Raw genomic sequence first — 17026 nt, forward strand, 5'->3', positions numbered from 1 at the left:
TAGTGCTGATTTAGTTGATAAACGGCCAAGCTTGCTTGGCCGTTTTGTTTTATCTATCCCCGCCTCTTTTCTCTTCTATTGCTCTGTATTTTTTCCTCGCGTTGATGCTGCGCCAGCTCACGTTGTCTCTTTTTTGTCCTTGGCTCTTTGCCAGTGAATCGCTAGATTATTCAACTCGTTGAAGGACGTTCGACAAACAGGGGAGGATGACGCTTGATTGACTTCAGTCACCCGCATTGGCGGGAACTGGCCCGCCAGCTACTGGATCACTCCCCCCTGGTGATCCGGGCTCGCCAGTATCTGCCGCTGGTGGGCCTGCTCAAGGACAACCGGTTGCTGCTCGCCCTTGGCAATCACAGCTATGAGCTGACCCCTGCCGGTCGGCGCTATCTGACCCGCGAGCTGATGCTGGCCGAGATCGCCACCGCTCCCCCCGAGCCCGAGGAGTGGTTGCACGCTCAGGGCTGGCAGTTGGGCGAGCAGGTCAACGAACGGGTGCTGGCGGCGCTCTATCGCAAATCAGGGGCAACGTTCAGCCCAAACGAGCAGATCGATTTCGAGGACAAGGGCATTGGGCTCTGCGCCGATCAGCTGTTGCGCTTGCGTGCGCCGCAGCCCTTCAGCCTGTTCTTCTGCGGTGGTACCCTGATCGATGCGGCGCCCTGGCTGCAGGCACTCGGCGAGGTGGCCCTGCCTGAGCGAACCCTGGCGGGTCTTGGCAAGATCCTCTGGGGAGAGGGAAACATCGAGCGGGTGATCACCACCGACAGCGTCGGCGCCTTTGCCGAGCTGCCCCTTGATCCCGGCACTTTGCTGGTATGGGCGCCCATGGCGGCGCAAGTTGCTTTGCAACAGGTAGTGGCCGCCCTGCCGCCGAATGTGCAGTGGAGCCACCTTACCTCCTTCGATCCTGCCGGGGTGGATCGGACACTGACGCTGGCCCAGCGGTTGGGCCGTCCGGCCAGCTGGTGGTTGCCAACTGCTTTTTCCCCCATAGTGTCGGCCTATGCCCAGCCGTTGGGTGATGGTCGCCCCTGGGAACCGAGCCGGATCCCCAAGCCTTTGTTAGCAGCTTGTAGCGGCTTGGTTGAGTCCAATGGTGGTTTGTCCGCCGAGGTGTGCGCACTGGCGTCAGAGTGGCATGCGGTCGGTTGATATTGCCGCAGATGTTGGTGAGAAAGCGGTTTTCCCCCATGAAGCACGATGATATAAAGAGTTGACGAAGCGCTCGCCAGATGAGCGCTTTTGTTTAACAAGCCGCTTTGCCACCCAACGAACTCAACGGAATACAGGGAATACCATGTTTGAAAAGGTTGTTGCCGCCCCAGCGGATCCGATCCTGGGCCTGACCGAAGCCTTCCGCGCTGACTCTCGCAGCCACAAGATCAATCTGGGGGTCGGGATCTACAAGGATGAGACCGGTGCCACCCCTATCCTTCACCGCGTCAAGCAAGCCGAGCAGCAGCTGCTCACCGACGAGAAGACCAAGAACTACCTCGGTATTGAAGGCAATATCGAATACGGCCGCATCGTGCAGCAACTGCTGTTCGGGCAGGACTCCGCCTTGATCGCCAGCGGTCGTGCCAAGACGGCCCAGGCGCCGGGTGGTACCGGTGCCCTGCGCATTGCCGCTGAGTTCGTGGTGCGCAACGGTCTGGCCAAGACCATCTGGATCTCCGATCCCACCTGGGCCAACCACGTGAGCGTGTTCCAGGCCGCCGGTTTGACCGTGAAATGGTACAAGTACTACGACGCCGCGACCAAGGGGCTCGATTTTGCCGCCATGCAGGCCTCGCTTTCCGAAGTGCAGCCAGGTGAGCTGGTGCTGTTGCACGGCTGCTGCCACAACCCGACCGGTATCGACCCCACTGCCGAGCAGTGGCGCGCCCTGGCCAAGCAGAGTGCTGCTGCTGGCTGGCTGCCGTTGTTTGACTTTGCCTATCAGGGCTTTGCCCGAGGTATTGAAGAGGATGCCGAGGGTCTGCGCATCTTCGCCGAGTGCCACAACGAGCTGCTGGTGGCGAGCTCTTTTTCCAAGAACTTCGGCCTTTACAACGAGCGGGTCGGCGCCTTCACCCTGGTCAGCGCGACCAAAGAGATCGCCGATGTGGCCTTCACCCAGGTCAAGACTGTCATCCGTGCCAACTACTCCAACCCGCCGTCACACGGCGCTGCCGTAGTGACTACCATCGTCAGTGACCCGGCTCTTTATGCCGAGTGGGTCGAAGAAGTGGCCGCCATGCGGGTGCGTATTCGCGAGATGCGCGAGCTGCTGGTAGAGAAGCTGGCTGCCCTCGGCGTGAGCCAGGATTTCAGCTTTATCCGCGAGCAGAACGGCATGTTCTCCTTCTCCGGTCTCACCAAAGATCAGGTGGAGCGCCTCAAGAGTGAATTTGCCATCTACATCGTCGGCTCAGGCCGGATCAGCGTAGCCGGTATTACCCGCGCCAACATCGATCCTCTGTGCGAGGCCATCGTCAAGGTGCTGTAAGCGAGCCATCATTACTCTGTGATAAAAGCCCGTCAGGATCCCTGGCGGGCTTTTTCGTTCCTGCTGTGTGCACCTCATCGGTATTCTCATCGAACAAGAACACCAGCACCTGCAGGGTGACGGTTTTGCCCGGGCCGGTCGCCCGGTGATGAGGGGGTGGCGATTGGCCATGACGGGCAAGGGAGGGGGACATGAGGGGACCCCTTGTCAGGACAAGGGGGTCCTGACAAGGGGTCGGTCAGCGTGCGCGCGCCAGCTTGGCCAGTTGCATCAGCAGCAGGGTGAGGGCGGCGCCGCTGGCGGCGGTCAGCACCGCCAGCAAGAGGCTGCCGAGCAGGAAGGGAGGTACCAGGGTCATGGCTTCGTGTTCCAGCCAGTGCAGGGACCAGGTGAGATGAAACGGCTCCGGCGTCTTGTGCAGCACCAGGCAGCCGGTGCGGTAGGCATAGAAATACATGAAAGGGAGCGTCACCGGATTGTTGAACCAGACTGCCAGCAGGGCTAGCGGCAGGTTGAGGCTGAAGGCCAACGCCAGAGCGACGGCGATCAGCGAATGCATGGGGACCGGGATCCAGCAGGCAAAGAGGCCCGCTGCCACGGCACCACTCAGGGCCCGTGTTCCCCCCTGCCAGAGTGCGGGTGCCAGTAGGCGGTCACCAAACAGGGCGAACCACTTCTGTTGGCGTAACGTGTCCGGATCTATCTTGAAACGGGCAAACCACGGGCTCAGCATGTCCGCGCTTCCTTGCGCTTTTGCCATTGGCGTACCGTGCTGATGCGCCAGAAGGTGCGGATCAAGGCATAGCCTATCAGCGAACTCAGCAAGGCGAGCACCAGTGAACCCAGCAGCAAGGGCGGGGCCAGGGTCTCGAATACCGACACCAACCAGGCCAGGGTGAACTCGATATTGATGTGCTGGGAAGGCTGGCCCAGCAACTGACAACCAGTCAGGTAGGCGCAGTAAAACAGGGGCGGCATGGTAATGGGGTTGGAGAGCCAGACCAGGGCGACGGAGAGGGGCAGATTGACCCGACAGACGATGGCACCACCGGCCGCCAGCAACATTTGGCAGGGGAGGGGGATCCAGGCCATGAAGAGGCCGACCGCGAATGCGCCAGCGGCGGATCGCCGGTTGAGATGCCACAGGTTGGCATCGAGCAGCAACTTGCCGAACAGCCGTAAGTGCTTGTGTTCCTTGAGTCTCTCTTGATCAGGCATCCAGCGTTTTATGAGTCGTTTGGGCATATTGAAACCTTGCTAAATACTTGCACCATGGATCTGCGCTTGTTGTCGTTTGCCCTGGGGGCAAGCTCCTCGTTACTCTGGCCATGGTTACCTTCATGGGAATGGGGGGGCCTGATGCTGCTGATCGCGCTCCCCCTCGCCTGTTATCGTTGCTGGCGTCTGCTGTTTCTGCTGCTCGGCATCCTCTGGATGCAGGTCAGTTTGCAGTACCGGCTCGCCTGGCTGGATCAGCTGGAGGCGCAGGTGAGCCATATCATAACCGCACGCTTGCAAAGTGCAGAGCCCGAGGGCGATAAATTTGTCCGGCTGCTGCTGCGGGTGGCATCCCTTGATGGCCAGGCGCTGACCCCTGAGCCGCTGGTCAGGATCAACGCCTACCAGGCCCTGCCCGCGCTGCCGGCGGGCAGCCGGATGACGCTGGTGGTCTCTCTTAAACCGGCCCATGGGCTGGCCAACGAGGCGGGAATGGATGGACGGCGTCTGTTGCTGGGCAAGGGGATCACCGCCACCGGTAACCTGCGCCGCATCATCGAGACGCAAGCCGCCGCGCCGGGCTTGCGAGAGCGCTGGCTGGCTGAGGCCGCCGCCAGTTGGCAGGGGCTGACCCATGCTCCCCTGTTGTCGGCACTCACCTTTGGCGAGCAGAGCGGTATCACGGATGAGCAGTGGACGCTGTTTCGCGGCAGCGGACTGACCCATATTATCGCCATCTCGGGCCAGCACATCGCGCTGGTGGCTGTGCTGGGCTGGTGGTTGGGGCGGCTGTTCGGGTTACGCGGGGCCATACTGGTCGCCCTGTTGTTTGCCGCTGTCTACAGCTGGTTGGCGGGATTTGCGGTGGCCACGGAGCGGGCCCTCATCATGGTGCTGGTGTGGAGCCTGCTGCGCTGGTGCCGGCGAGAGTGGCCCGCTTATCGCATCTGGTTGTGGGCCTTCGTGGTGCTGGTGTTGTGGGATCCCTTTGCCCTCTACTCGGCCGGCTTCTGGCTCTCGTTTATGGCGGTAGCCCTGCTACTGGCGGCGGGTTATATGGAGGCAAAACCCGGTCTGGTGCGGCTGCAAGGCTTGCTGCTGATCGGCTTGCTGCCGCTGCAACTGGCGTTGTTCGAGGGGATAGCGCCGCTGGCGCTCCTGCTCAACCTGCTGGCGTTGCCGCTGTTTTGCATCGGGATAATTCCGCTGGCGCTGATCGGCGTCCTGCTGGCGCCACTCTGGGGCTGGCTGGCCCACGGCTTGTTCTGGCTGGCGGATCTGGGGTTGCAGTGGGTGTTGTGGGTGCTCACGCAACTGGCCAGTCAGTGGCAGCTCTGGTGGCCGGTGCCGGGCTGGGTGATGCCGGTGAGCGCCCTGCTGACCCTGCTCTGGGGCGCCTGGCACGTGCCGGGGGCGCGCCCGCTGCTTATTCCTGTGGTCGCGGCCCTTTTGCTCGCTGCCTGGCCCACGCCAGTGCACTGGCAAATGCGGGTGCTGGATGTGGGGCAGGGCTTGTCTGTGCTGATCACCCGAGGGGAGCGCGGCATCCTCTATGACACCGGGGATCGTTATCCCGGTGGCTACAACATGGCGGATGCCGCTATCCTGCCGGTGCTCAACCGGCTCGATGTGCAGGTGCTGGATTATCTCATCATCAGCCACAAGGACAGGGATCACGCCGGCAACCGCCGGGCGATATTGCGGGCGCTACCGGTGCGTCATGAGCTCTCCTCGTTCGAGTTTGGCAAGCTCACCACCTTGTGCCGTCGTGGCCAGCGGTGGCTCTGGCAGGGGCTCGATTTTGTCGTGCTCTGGCCCGAGCAGCCGGGGCGTGGCCACAACAACGACGGCTGCGTGTTGCAGATAAGCGACGGCAACCGGCGCATCCTGCTCAGTGCGGACATAGAGCAGGAGGCTGAACGCCGTCTGCTGGCACTGGATCGGGGCGAGCTGGCCAGTACTCTGCTGGTGAGCCCTCATCATGGCAGCCGCACCTCGTCTACCCCGGCTTTCGTCACGGCGGTGAATGCCCGCTATGTGGTGCATAGCGCAGGATTTATTAATCAGTGGGGCTTTCCCCGTCCCGAGGTGGTGGCCCGGTATCGGCAGGCCAGTCAGTGGGTCACAGGGCTGGATGGCGCCATCCTGGTTGAACCTCTGGCTGACGGACTTGGCATTCGCGCCGAGCGCGACCATGGTCCCTGGTATCGCCGGGGCGGCGCCTGGTGGCGTCCCGTGGGCTGGCCCACGCCACCCTCTGTTATGTCCCGCCCGGATCCGTTTCTGCGAGGGGCCGCTGACCCGGAGCCGGTCAGGAAATAATCCATCCTCTCCCTCTGTATGGAACCGGGTGTTGGCTGTCAAGATGGCGATGCTGGGTGGATGCGCAAGTGTTGGCGAGGGCATTAATCCGTCATTTCCCGTTCTGACTCTGGCTCTCGAGATGGCGATGCTGGGTGGATGCGCAAGTGTTGGCGAGGGCATTAATCCGTCATTTCCCATTCTGACTCTGGCTCTCGAGATGGCGGTGCTTGGTGGATGCCCAAGCTTTGGCTAGAATACCCCGTCATTTCCCTTATTAACGGCTATTCATGCAACAAGAAACCTCACAAGACAGCTGGCCCATTTTCAAGCGTCTGCTCGGTTATGTCCGGGATCGCAAGCTGGGTCTGGTCGGCGGCATCATAGGGATGCTGGGCTATGCCGCTGTGGATACCACCTTCGTCTACTCCATCAAGCCACTGATCGATCAGGGCCTCAATGGCAATGATAGTAACGTATTGAAATGGATGCCTTTCTTCGTGCTCGGCATCGTTGCCCTGCGTGGCTGCGCTACCTTCCTCTCCAACTATTGCATGGCCTGGGTCGGCAACCATGTTGTGATGCGACTGCAACAGCAGGTGTTCCGCCACCTGATGGCCACGCCCATGAGCTTCTTCGACCGCCAGAACACCGGCAACCTGCTGGCCAAGGTGACCTATGACGCCAGCCAGGTCTCCTCTGCCGCCAGTTCAACGCTGGTCTCGCTGGTGCGGGAAGGGGCAACTGTGGTCGGTCTGCTCGGTCTTATGTTCTGGCACTCCTGGCAGTTGTCGGTGATCTTCCTGGTGGTGGGCCCTTTGGTGGGCATTCTGATTGGCCTCATCAGCCGCCGTTTTCGCAAGATCAGCCGCCACATCCAGCAGGCTGTGGGTGACATCACCACCTCGACCGAGCAGATGCTCAAGGGTCACAAAGAGGTGCTGATGTTCGGTGGCCAGCAGGTCGAAGAGAAACGCTTCTTCTGCGTCAGCAACCGCATGCGCCAGCAGACCATGAAGATGGTCGCCGCCGATGCTATCGGCAGCCCCATCGTGCAGATGGTGGCCTCCATTGCCCTGGCCGTGTTCCTCTACGTGGCCACCATAGATTCGGTCAAGGCGACCCTGACTGCGGGTACCTTCACCGTCATGGTCACCTCCATGATGATGCTGCTCAAGCCACTCAAAAGTCTGACCGACGTGAACAACCAGTTCCAGCGCGGTATCACTGCCTGTCAGAGCCTGTTCGGTCTGCTCGACACCTCCCCGGAAGAGGATACCGGTACCCGTACCCTGGATCGCGCCCGTGGCGAGATCGAGTTTCGCAACGTCACCTTCACCTACCCGACCAAGGACATGCCGGCCCTGAACAACGTCAGCTTCAAGGTGGAAGCGGGTAAGTCCGTGGCCCTGGTGGGGCGTTCCGGCTCCGGCAAGAGCACCATCGCCAGCCTGTTGACCCGTTTCTACGACGTAGAGCAGGGCGAGATCCTGCTGGATGGTGTCAATATTCGCGAGTACCGCCTGAGCGAGCTGCGCAAACAGTACGCTCTGGTCTCCCAGCACGTGCACCTGTTCAACGACACGGTCGCCAGCAACATCGCCTATGCGGCGGAAGAGCGCTACAGCCTGGAAGAGATCCAGCAGGCGGCCCGTATTGCCCATGCCGACGAGTTCGTCAGCAAGATGACGCTGGGTTACGAGACCGTGGTTGGTGAGAACGGAGCGTCACTGTCCGGTGGTCAGCGTCAGCGTATTGCCATTGCCCGTGCCCTGCTGCGCGATGCCCCCGTGTTACTGCTGGATGAGGCGACCTCGGCGCTCGATACCGAGTCCGAGCGTCACATCCAGGCTGCCATCGACGAGCTGTGCAAGGCGCGCACCTCGCTGGTGATCGCTCACCGCCTCTCCACCATAGAGAAGGCGGACGAGATCCTGGTGATCGACGAGGGTCATATTGTCGAACGTGGCAACCATGAAGTCCTGATGGCCAACCAGGGCACTTATGCCCAGCTGCGCGCCATCCAGTTTGGTAACGTTGCTGCGGGTAACAAGGGCTAATGCTGCAGCAACTCTGGTATGGCCAGAGCCGCTGGCGCTGGTTGCTGGCCCCTGTTGCCCTGCTGTTTGCCATTATCAGCGGTGCCCGTCGCGTCGCCTATCGGCGTGGCTGGTTCAAGGCCTATCGGGCCAGTCTGCCGGTGATCGTCGTGGGCAATATCTCGGTGGGTGGCAACGGCAAGACCCCGGTCGTGGTCTGGCTGGTGGAACAGTTGCAAGCCCGCGGGTTCAGGCCCGGGGTGGTGAGTCGCGGCTATGGTGGCAAGGCGCCCTATTATCCCTACCGGCTCGATGCCAACAGCAGCACGGCGCAGGCGGGTGACGAGCCCGTGCTGATCGCCCGTCGCTGTGGCTGTCCCGTGGTGGTTGCACCGAAGCGGGCCGATGCGGTGCGTCTGCTGGAACAAGGTGGCGAGGTGGACATCATCATCACAGATGACGGCCTGCAGCACTATGGACTGGCACGCGACATCGAACTGGTGGTGGTGGACGGGGTACGCCGTTTTGGTAACGCCTGCCTGCTACCCATGGGGCCGCTACGCGAACCCGTGACCCGGCTTAAACGGGTGGATGCCATCCTCTGCAACGGCGGTACGCCAGCCAGAGGGGAGTATCCCATGCGGCTGGTGGCCGATGTGCCGCGCCGGGTGCGCGATGACGTGCCCGCCAGCGGGCCCTTGCCACGCGTTGTGGATGCCCTGGCCGGTATAGGCCATCCCCCCCGTTTCTTCGCCACTCTGACCAGTCTTGGTTATGAGCTTCAGCAGAGCGTCGGTTATGCGGATCATCAAGTGTTTGAGCGGGATGAATTGCTCGCCCGCTTCGGCGAGCGGGCGCTGTTGATGACCGAAAAAGACGCGGTCAAGTGTCGGGGATTTGCGCTGGAAAACTGGTGGTATCTGCCGGTCAGTGCCGAGTTGCCTACCTCTTTGCTCGACAGTCTGTTGCAGAAATTGAATCTTGCAAGGGCGCCCGCTGCCGGCTCTGAACACTGAAGGGCGCCCGCTGCCGGCTCTGAACACTGAAGGGCGGCATGCTGGCTTGTCCGGCATCATGGCACGTTCGACAGAGTGGAAGGAGCCGCGAGTTGGCTCACGTTTTTAGACTATTAATGGCTCGACATCATAGCGTGCCCGGCATCCTGGCCCGCTCGAGATAGTCGCTTGCTCGACATCGTTGAAGGAGTTTCGTTTTGGCACTGGATATCAAATTGCTCGACATCATCGCCTGCCCGGTTTGCAAGGGAAAGCTGCACTACAACAAGGCCGTACACGAGCTGGTTTGCCGTTTCGACAAGCTGGCCTATCCGCTGGAGGAGGGGATCCCTGTGCTGCTGGAGAATCGCGCCCGTCATCTTAATAGCGACGAGATGCCGTCATGAGTTTCGTGGTGATCATTCCTGCCCGCTACGCCTCCACCCGCTTGCCGGGCAAGCCGCTGGCAGACATCCATGGCAAGCCCATGGTGCAGCACGTGGTGGAAAAGGCCCTGCAATCCGGTGCGGATCGGGTGATCGTCGCCACCGATGACGAGCGGGTAGGCAGCGCGCTGGCCTCCTGCGCCGCGCTCGCAGGCTTTGAGGTGTGCATGACCTCGCAGGATCACCAGTCCGGCACCGAGCGTCTGGCAGAAGTGTGCCGCCACTACGGCTTTGCCAGCGATACCATCATCGTCAATGTGCAGGGGGATGAGCCGCTCATTCCGCCAGCCATCATACGTCAGGTGGCCGATAACCTGGCCGCGGCGACGGCACCCATGGCTACCCTCTCTGTGCCCATCGAGGATACGGAGGAGGCGTTCAATCCCAACGCGGTGAAGGTCGTGACTGACAAGGATGGCTACGCCCTCTACTTCAGTCGCGCTTGCATTCCCTGGGACAGGGATCGCTTTGCTGCCAGTGATCGCGCTGTTGGGCGCCACGAGCAGATTGGCGGCCACTATCAGCGTCATATCGGCATCTACGCCTATCGCGCCGGATTTATCCAGCGCTATGTGGACTGGGCACCGAGCGTGTTGGAGCAGGTTGAGGCGCTGGAGCAGCTGCGGGTGCTCTGGTACGGGGAGAAGATCCACGTTGCCCAGGCGCTGCAAGCACCGCCGGTTGGGGTGGATACCCAGGCCGATCTAGACAAGGTGCGTGCGCTGCTGGCGAACTGATGCCAGCACCACCGATGTGACTCTGAACGGTGCCTGCGGGCGCCGTTTTTTGTGTTGAATCCTTACATAATTATTTGATTACAAACGTCATTTATGAGCACTTTCAAACTTTTCCCGCCCATGGTTTGCCAAACCAGCGAGTTTGGTTATGATGCAAGACGCCGTGTTAACCCTAACTGGCATATAACGAGATAAAAAACGGGGTGTTTGGGTGATAAATGTATTCCTGGTCGATGATCATGAGTTGGTGCGTACAGGGATAAGACGCATTTTGGAAGATGTCCGCGGGATCAAGGTGGTGGGCGAGGTGCAGAGCGGGGAAGCTGCAGTTACCTTCTGTCGTCAGCACCATCCAGACGTGATCCTGATGGACATGAACATGCCGGGCATCGGCGGCCTGGAAGCGACCCGCAAGATACTGCGGATCCGGCCCGATGTGCGCATCATAGTGCTGACCATTCATTCAGAAAATCCCTTTCCCACCAAGGTGATGCAGGCGGGTGCCGCCGGTTATCTCACCAAGGGCGCCGCCCCGGACGAGATGATCCACGCCATTCGCTTGGTGCACTCGGGCCAGCGTTACATCTCCCCGGAGATCGCCCAGCAGATGGCCCTCAGCCAGTTTGCGTCGGCGGATGAAAATCCCTTCAAGTCCCTCTCCGAGCGCGAGCTGCAGATCATGATGATGATCACCAAGGGCCAGAAGGTGACCGACATCTCCGAGCAGCTGAACCTGAGCCCGAAGACGGTCAACAGCTACCGTTACCGCCTGTTCAGCAAGCTCAACATCAACGGTGATGTGGAGCTGACCCATCTGGCCATTCGCTATGGCATGCTGGACGCCGACACCCTGTAAGCGGGTGGCGGGGAGTCAAAAAGGCGGCGGGTGCCGCCTTTTTGCATTTCGCTGGCCTGGCGCAGTATGCTCTCCCCGTTGATGTTGATCTCTATCGTTTTCGCCCCTTTGTGTTGAGCTGAGTAGCTGATGACCCTTTCTCCCGAGCCCCTTTTTGACAGCAAGGCCTTTCTGAGTGCCGTGACTCACCAGAGCGGTGTCTACCGCATGTATGACAGCGGTGGCACCGTCATCTATGTGGGCAAGGCCAAGGATCTGAAAAAACGGCTCGCCTCCTACTTTCGCACCCGGGTCGACAGCATCAAGACCCACACCCTGGTACGCCAGATCGCCGATATCCAGGTGATGGTGACCCACACGGAGACAGAGGCGCTGATCCTCGAGCACAACCTCATCAAGCAGTACCAGCCGCGCTACAACGTGCTGCTGCGGGACGATAAATCCTACCCCTGGATCATTATCACAGGGCACCAGCACCCCCGCATCGGCGTCCATCGCGGCGCCCGCAAGGTGAAGGGGGAGTACTTCGGCCCTTACCCCTCGGGCGGCGCCGTGCGCGAAAGCCTGCATTTGATGCAGAAGATCTTCCCGGTGCGCCAGTGTGAGGATGCTGTCTATGCCAACCGTACCCGTCCCTGCCTGCTCTATCAGCTCAAGCGCTGCGCTGGCCCTTGCGTGGCGGGGCTGGTGAGCGAGGTGGAATATGCCCAGCAGGTGGAGCTGGCCAAGCTGTTTCTGGCGGGCAAAAATCAGCAGGTGATAGGGGCGCTGGTGGGCAAGATGGAGTCCGCCAGTGGCGATCTGCGCTTCGAAGATGCGGCTCGCTACCGGGATCAGATCCAGGCGCTGCGCCGGGTGACCGAGCAGCAGTCGGTGAGTGGCAACGTACTCGATGAACTGGATGTGGTGGGGGTGGCATTCGAGCAAGGCGCGGCCTGTATCCATGTGCTCTTCATTCGTCAGGGCAAGGTGCTCGGCTCGCGTAGCTATTTCCCCAAGGTGCCGAGCGATACGCCCCTCGAGGAGGTGGTGCAATCCTTCCTGCTGCAGTTCTATCTGTCGGGGCAGGGGGGCAGGCAGATCCCGAGCGAGGTGCTGCTGGACGTGGCCCTCGAGGACGAGAGCGTGATTGCCGAGACCCTGAGCCAGACCGCCGGTTACAAGGTGCGGGTGGTGAGCCGTACCCGCGCCGAGCGGGCCCGCTTCATCAAGCTCGCCTCCATCAATGCGCAGACGGCGCTGCGTTCGCGCCTCGCCCACAAGAGCACCACCACGGCCCGCTTCAGCCAGCTGGAGGAGCTGCTGGAGCTGGAGCATCCCATCGCCCGCATGGAGTGTTACGACATCTCCCACACCATGGGGGAGCGCACCGTGGCGTCCTGCGTGGTGTTCAACCGGGAGGGACCGCTCTCTTCGGAATACCGCCGTTTCAATATCGACGGCATCACGGGGGGGGATGACTACGCCGCCATGGAGCAGGTGTTGGAGCGGCGCTTTGGCAAGCTGCAGGAGCCGGACAAGGTGCCGGACGTGCTGTTTATCGACGGCGGCCTGGGCCAGCTGCGCCGCGCCGAGGAGATCCTGGCCCGTCAGCTGGAGTTCCTCGGCGGCAAATATCCGCTGCTGGTGGGCATCGCCAAGGGGGTGACTCGCAAGGCGGGGCTGGAGACCCTGATCATGGGGGAGAGCCACGAAGAGCTGCACTTGCCGGCAGATATGCCCGCTTTGCACCTTATTCAGCATATTCGTGATGAATCTCACCGTTTTGCCATCACGGGCCACCGAGCCAGACGAGCCAAGGCGCGCACCACCAGTACTCTGGAGGATATTCCGGGGGTGGGGCCCAGGCGTCGTCAGGCACTGCTCAAATATCTGGGCGGGCTGCAGGAGGTGAAAAAGGCCGGGGTGGATGAGCTGGCCAAGGTACCTGGCATCAGCCAGGAGCTGGCCCAGTCCATTCATGATGCACTGCACTCGCTCTGAGCCGGGGGGCTGGGCTCAGAGCACTCGGCATTCAACCCAGCTCATCCAATTAGCTCTGAATCGTGGCCGTAATCCCGCCTCGGGGTGCACAAGAGCCGTGACGCAGGGGGCCCGCAAATGCCATAATGGCCCGCATCCTGAGGTTGTTGATGGATTAATAGACCAAGGCGGGCGCCAGTCCGGTTGCATCCGTGATCGGCTTGGGGCTACCATGTAGCGGCATACAAGAAGTGGCTGAAAATAATGACAAATATTCCTAACCTGCTGACGTTTTTTCGGATCTTGCTCATCCCCGTCTTCGTCATCCTGTTCTATGTACCCTATCAGTGGTCCTATCTGGCGGCGGCCCTCGTCTTCATTCTGGCGGCTGCGACCGACTGGTTTGATGGCTACCTTGCCCGCAAGCTGAACCAGTCCACCGCCTTCGGCGCTTTCCTCGATCCGGTCGCCGACAAGATCATGGTGGCGGCGGCGCTGGTGGTCATTGTCGAACACTACAACACCATCTGGGTCACCATCCCCGCCATGACCATGATTGGCCGCGAGATCATCATCTCCGCCCTGCGTGAATGGATGGCCGAGCTCGGCAAACGCTCCTCGGTGGCTGTCAGCTGGATTGGCAAGTGGAAGACCATGATCCAGATGGTGTCGCTCACCGGCCTCATCTGGCAGTACGACATCTGGATGGTATGGCTCGCCTACGTGCTGCTTTATGTGGCCACTGTGCTTACCTTCTGGTCCATGTTCCAGTACATGAAGGCCGCTTGGGGCGATCTGACCTACCACTCCCGCTTCTAGTGTCTGCCTGGCATAAAGCATCGTTTCCCCGTCGTTGGGGCAGGGAAACGATCATGAGTGGTAAAAGTGCAGTGAAAGGGTAAAAAACACCCGAACGATCAGGGTATTAAACATTTTTGGTTGACTGGGCGAGGAACATCGCTAGAATGCGTCCTCGTAGTCAGGCAGTCAGCCAGACCAATGCGGGAATAGCTCAGTTGGTAGAGCACGACCTTGCCAAGGTCGGGGTCGCGAGTTCGAGTCTCGTTTCCCGCTCCAAATTCAGACAATAGAGAGCCAACTCTCTTTTGCATGGCGCGTTAGCAAAGCGGTTATGCAGCGGATTGCAAATCCGTTTAGTCCGGTTCGACTCCGGAACGTGCCTCCATATAGACAAGCCCGCCACGCGGACTTGATACCGGTTGCGGTGCCCGAGTGGTGAAATCGGTAGACACAAGGGATTTAAAATCCCTCGACGTTCGCGTCGTGCCGGTTCGATTCCGGCCTCGGGCACCATTTAAATCAAAGACTTACCTAGCTTCCACTCCCACCCTTAACCCCTTGGGGAATATCGGGGGAATATGCCGAGGGAATATCAGCCACTTTTTTCCTGGCTGTTTCCACCGTAGGCACGCGCTTGATAGACCTGTCATACACCTGCACTTGCCCCTCTGTTTTGTGTCCGCTTATCTGCTGCTTATCCCGACTTGAACCACCCAGATCTGAAATTGCTTTCGCCTTGATGTCGTGGAAGGTGAAGTCGAGCGGCATCTTTGTTATCTCTCTTGCCCGCAGCATTGTATTGCGCCAAGCAGCATCAAACCCATTGCTGGTATAAGCCTGCCCATCCGGCTTAGACAATACGAACCCTGCAATACTGTGTTTCGCCAGCTTGCCGGCTGCTTCAATGGCCGTCTTGAGCCTGGGTGACCACATCTTTATCTGCCTGACTGCTGTTTTCCCTTGCTGAATAAACACTCCATCATCAAGTACATGCTCCCAGCGCATGACAAGAACGTCCCCCTTGCGCGCCACGCAGAGGTAAGAGAGTTCCATAGCGATCTGGATCATGGGTGAGGCAAGGTTGTAAACAGCTTGGTATTCCGTGTCTGTGATGTAGCGGGTTCGCGCTTTCTCTTTGAACTGTCTTACTCCTTGGCATGGGTTGATTTTTACCCGCCCTCGTTCATATGCCCAGCGATACGCCCGGGATAAAAAAGCCTTCTCTCTATTTGCCTGCACCCGGCTCTTGAGTCCTCGTTTGTCTAGGTATGCCCTGACATGCTTCGGCTCTACAGCGTCGGCCGCCATTTTTCCGAATACCAGTAGCACCGGCTTGCTGTGCTTTCGATAGTCCAGTTTGGTGTTCTTTGCCAGGTCGGCAAAATCTGCAGATAGGAAGAACTCGTCGATCATGGCAGCCACTGTGTGCGTGGCCACTCGCTGGTCAATCAGTTTTTCGTATGCGGCCCAGACTTCTGACTGCTTTACTGTGGCTGCGCACACCTTGATTGAACCGCCCCCTACGGGGCGGAACACTATGCTAGGACCCTTGATGTAACAACGTGGTGGTAACCAGTTGTCTGCTGGGTTGGATCTTGTCCTTGCCATCAGGAAAGCGCCTCAAGGTTAAAGCCGTTATCGCGATCATTGTTTGCAGGGTGATGGCTTGCGCTACCGGTCAGCCACTCTCGCGTGGTGGATGGGCGGCCATCAGGGCGGCGCAGGAACCGGATCCCGGCTTTCTCCAGCGCCTTGCATTGTTTCGATGGTAGCTTGTACCCCGTAAGCTGCTCGATCTCCTGATCGCTTACGACTAGCTGGTTTTTCATGCTCGTTGGTCCTCGTCAATCTGGTGATTTCATCCCGGCCCGCTCGGTTGTAGAGGAAGCATTCGACTTGTTTCCTGCTACTCACCGCTTGGTCAAGGCGGTATTCCCCGAACGCCGGGCGTTTGAGTTGGTGCTGGTTGGCTAACCTGCCGATGGCCTGGGCGCTGACCCCCAACTCTTTGCCCAGTTCGGTTGCACTCCAGAGCTGGCCGGTAACCCTGGGTGCTTCGATAGGCAGATCGAAGTGAGCCAGGATGCGACCGAACTCGGCGAGCTTGGCCGATCGGGAAAGGGTGGGGGAGCGCACGGTGCTGACCAGGTCGTTAAGTAGCTGGCTGTCCTGGTCGATGGTCAGTTGAAGTTGTTGCATGGCGTGGCCCTCCTGTCCCAGAGGATGGGGGGCCAATTGCGTTGAAGGAAGGGCCGTTATTGATATGAAAAAGTATGGCTATCCCAACTAAACATGAATCTTGTGGCAATCATGTTCTGAATGAGTAGCCACGCCTTTTAAGTGGCTGAGACTACTCACCCTCGAGAGAAGTTAGATCCTCCACATCAGCCATATCAGCCAACATTTTGGTATATTTAATTAAGATGATCTGGAGTGCCTTAAGCTCCATTCTGAATTCAGCACATCTGTCGGCATCACTAAAAGCACCTTCTATCGAGGCTCTGTGCCATTTCGATGTAAATGGTCGGATAACTTGATTTAACACTACAACAGCAATTTTTGTAAATGTTATACAGTGGCGACCATTTTTTTTAATTATATCCCTAGTTATAGCGAAAAGGCTGTGTACGCTTTTCAGAGCGGCATCTTCATTACCAGTATTATTGGATAGGCTCTGGGTCGTTACTCTGGTTAAGAGTTCTATGTACATCTCCCACGCTGCCTCCTTATCTTCATCCTTTGGAGACCAATCCATCTCAAGAAATGGTGCCTTTATTTTTAAGGATGTCATATCCCAATTCTCTAGCCATCTTTTAAGCTTCATATTTCCTCCTAACCTTATTCTAACCAGTACAATGTGTCATCTAATGGGTGTGTAGTTGTATGACTGATTAGATCAGCCGCAACCCTGCTTTTGAAAAGGCTATTACTGTTATTCCACTTGGAAATAATACCATCAAGATATGAGTTGAGACTTTTAGTGCCGAGTAATATTGGACTTATTGATAGATATTCAGGCAGGTCAACATAGCCTTTTAGTTTTAGACTGCATAGCCTGTCTCTTGATCAGATCTTGATCCCCGAAGCCATCATCTCTTTGGCGGCAATAAAGCCGTCCAGTTTACTTTGCAGTGTTTGCCAGCCTTCCCAGAGTGAGCTCCAGCCTGCAATCCCTGTTCG

General features: G+C 59.0%; 15 protein-coding genes and 3 tRNA genes. 13 read left to right on the top strand and 5 right to left on the bottom strand.

Annotated features, from left to right (window positions below):
- Window positions 1–213 precede the first annotated feature (213 nt).
- Window positions 214–1155, top strand: a complete 942-nt coding sequence (locus GWQ22_RS12150) for a hypothetical protein (RefSeq protein WP_275930455.1) — start codon at window positions 214–216, stop codon at window positions 1153–1155.
- 145 nt (window positions 1156–1300) lie between these two features.
- A complete protein-coding gene (locus tag GWQ22_RS12155) occupies window positions 1301–2491 on the top strand; it encodes an amino acid aminotransferase (protein ID WP_275930456.1) in 1191 nt (396 codons plus the stop codon).
- A gap of 238 nt (window positions 2492–2729) precedes the next feature.
- Here the strand turns inward: GWQ22_RS12155 and GWQ22_RS12160 are convergent, their stop codons facing one another.
- On the bottom strand, window positions 2730–3224 hold the full coding sequence (locus GWQ22_RS12160; RefSeq protein WP_212514149.1) for a DUF2062 domain-containing protein: 495 nt from the start codon (window positions 3222–3224) through the stop codon (window positions 2730–2732).
- Window positions 3218–3736, bottom strand: coding sequence for a DUF2062 domain-containing protein (locus GWQ22_RS12165; protein ID WP_042036528.1), 519 nt, complete (start codon window positions 3734–3736; stop codon window positions 3218–3220). The genes GWQ22_RS12160 and GWQ22_RS12165 overlap by 7 nt, the downstream gene beginning before the upstream one ends.
- A 27-nt stretch (window positions 3737–3763) precedes the next feature.
- Between GWQ22_RS12165 and GWQ22_RS12170 the strand changes: the two genes are divergently transcribed.
- From GWQ22_RS12170 to GWQ22_RS12220, 11 genes are all read left to right on the top strand, one after another.
- The gene (locus GWQ22_RS12170; protein ID WP_275930464.1) at window positions 3764–6031 is read left to right on the top strand and encodes a DNA internalization-related competence protein ComEC/Rec2; all 2268 of its coding nucleotides are present in this window, start codon (window positions 3764–3766) and stop codon (window positions 6029–6031) included.
- Window positions 6032–6300: 269 nt separating this feature from the next.
- Window positions 6301–8070, top strand: a complete 1770-nt coding sequence (msbA, locus tag GWQ22_RS12175; protein ID WP_275930457.1) for a lipid A ABC transporter ATP-binding protein/permease MsbA — start codon at window positions 6301–6303, stop codon at window positions 8068–8070.
- Window positions 8070–9065: a tetraacyldisaccharide 4'-kinase gene (gene lpxK / locus GWQ22_RS12180; RefSeq protein WP_275930458.1), complete on the top strand. Its 996-nt coding sequence runs from the start codon at window positions 8070–8072 to the stop codon at window positions 9063–9065. Before msbA ends, lpxK begins: the two co-directional genes overlap by 1 nt.
- Window positions 9066–9262: 197 nt before the next feature.
- Window positions 9263–9451 (top strand): Trm112 family protein, encoded by a 189-nt coding sequence (locus GWQ22_RS12185; RefSeq protein ID WP_042036532.1) that lies wholly within the window; start codon window positions 9263–9265, stop codon window positions 9449–9451.
- On the top strand, window positions 9448–10227 hold the full coding sequence (kdsB, locus tag GWQ22_RS12190) for a 3-deoxy-manno-octulosonate cytidylyltransferase (protein ID WP_275930459.1): 780 nt from the start codon (window positions 9448–9450) through the stop codon (window positions 10225–10227). Before GWQ22_RS12185 ends, kdsB begins: the two co-directional genes overlap by 4 nt.
- A gap of 211 nt (window positions 10228–10438) precedes the next feature.
- Window positions 10439–11083, top strand: a complete 645-nt coding sequence (gene uvrY / locus GWQ22_RS12195) for a UvrY/SirA/GacA family response regulator transcription factor (RefSeq protein WP_042036535.1) — start codon at window positions 10439–10441, stop codon at window positions 11081–11083.
- A gap of 129 nt (window positions 11084–11212) precedes the next feature.
- Window positions 11213–13066 (top strand): excinuclease ABC subunit UvrC, encoded by a 1854-nt coding sequence (gene uvrC, locus GWQ22_RS12200; RefSeq protein ID WP_275930460.1) that lies wholly within the window; start codon window positions 11213–11215, stop codon window positions 13064–13066.
- Between the two features lie 243 nt (window positions 13067–13309).
- Window positions 13310–13864 carry a CDP-diacylglycerol--glycerol-3-phosphate 3-phosphatidyltransferase gene (gene pgsA, locus GWQ22_RS12205; RefSeq protein ID WP_042036538.1) on the top strand — a complete coding sequence of 185 codons (555 nt, stop codon included), beginning with the start codon at window positions 13310–13312 and terminating at the stop codon, window positions 13862–13864.
- A 182-nt stretch (window positions 13865–14046) separates the two neighbouring features.
- A tRNA-Gly gene (locus GWQ22_RS12210) sits at window positions 14047–14122 on the top strand.
- A gap of 35 nt (window positions 14123–14157) precedes the next feature.
- Window positions 14158–14231 (top strand) — tRNA-Cys (locus tag GWQ22_RS12215).
- A gap of 41 nt (window positions 14232–14272) precedes the next feature.
- Window positions 14273–14359, top strand: a tRNA-Leu gene (locus GWQ22_RS12220).
- 18 nt (window positions 14360–14377) lie between these two features.
- Here GWQ22_RS12220 and GWQ22_RS12225 read toward each other — a convergent pair.
- The 3 genes from GWQ22_RS12225 to GWQ22_RS12235 all read right to left on the bottom strand — a co-directional run bounded on the left by GWQ22_RS12225 (window position 14378) and on the right by GWQ22_RS12235 (window position 16670).
- Entirely contained in the window at window positions 14378–15259 is an 882-nt protein-coding gene (locus GWQ22_RS12225) for a tyrosine-type recombinase/integrase (protein ID WP_209418506.1), read from the bottom strand.
- A gap of 297 nt (window positions 15260–15556) precedes the next feature.
- Window positions 15557–16045, bottom strand: coding sequence for a hypothetical protein (locus GWQ22_RS12230; RefSeq protein WP_275930461.1), 489 nt, complete (start codon window positions 16043–16045; stop codon window positions 15557–15559).
- Window positions 16046–16196: 151 nt separating this feature from the next.
- Window positions 16197–16670 (bottom strand): hypothetical protein, encoded by a 474-nt coding sequence (locus GWQ22_RS12235; protein ID WP_275930462.1) that lies wholly within the window; start codon window positions 16668–16670, stop codon window positions 16197–16199.
- Window positions 16671–17026 lie beyond the last annotated feature (356 nt).

Origin of the sequence: Aeromonas sp. 1HA1, from assembly GCF_029237385.1 — a bacterium.
In the GTDB taxonomy this organism is placed as follows: domain Bacteria; phylum Pseudomonadota; class Gammaproteobacteria; order Enterobacterales; family Aeromonadaceae; genus Aeromonas; species Aeromonas popoffii.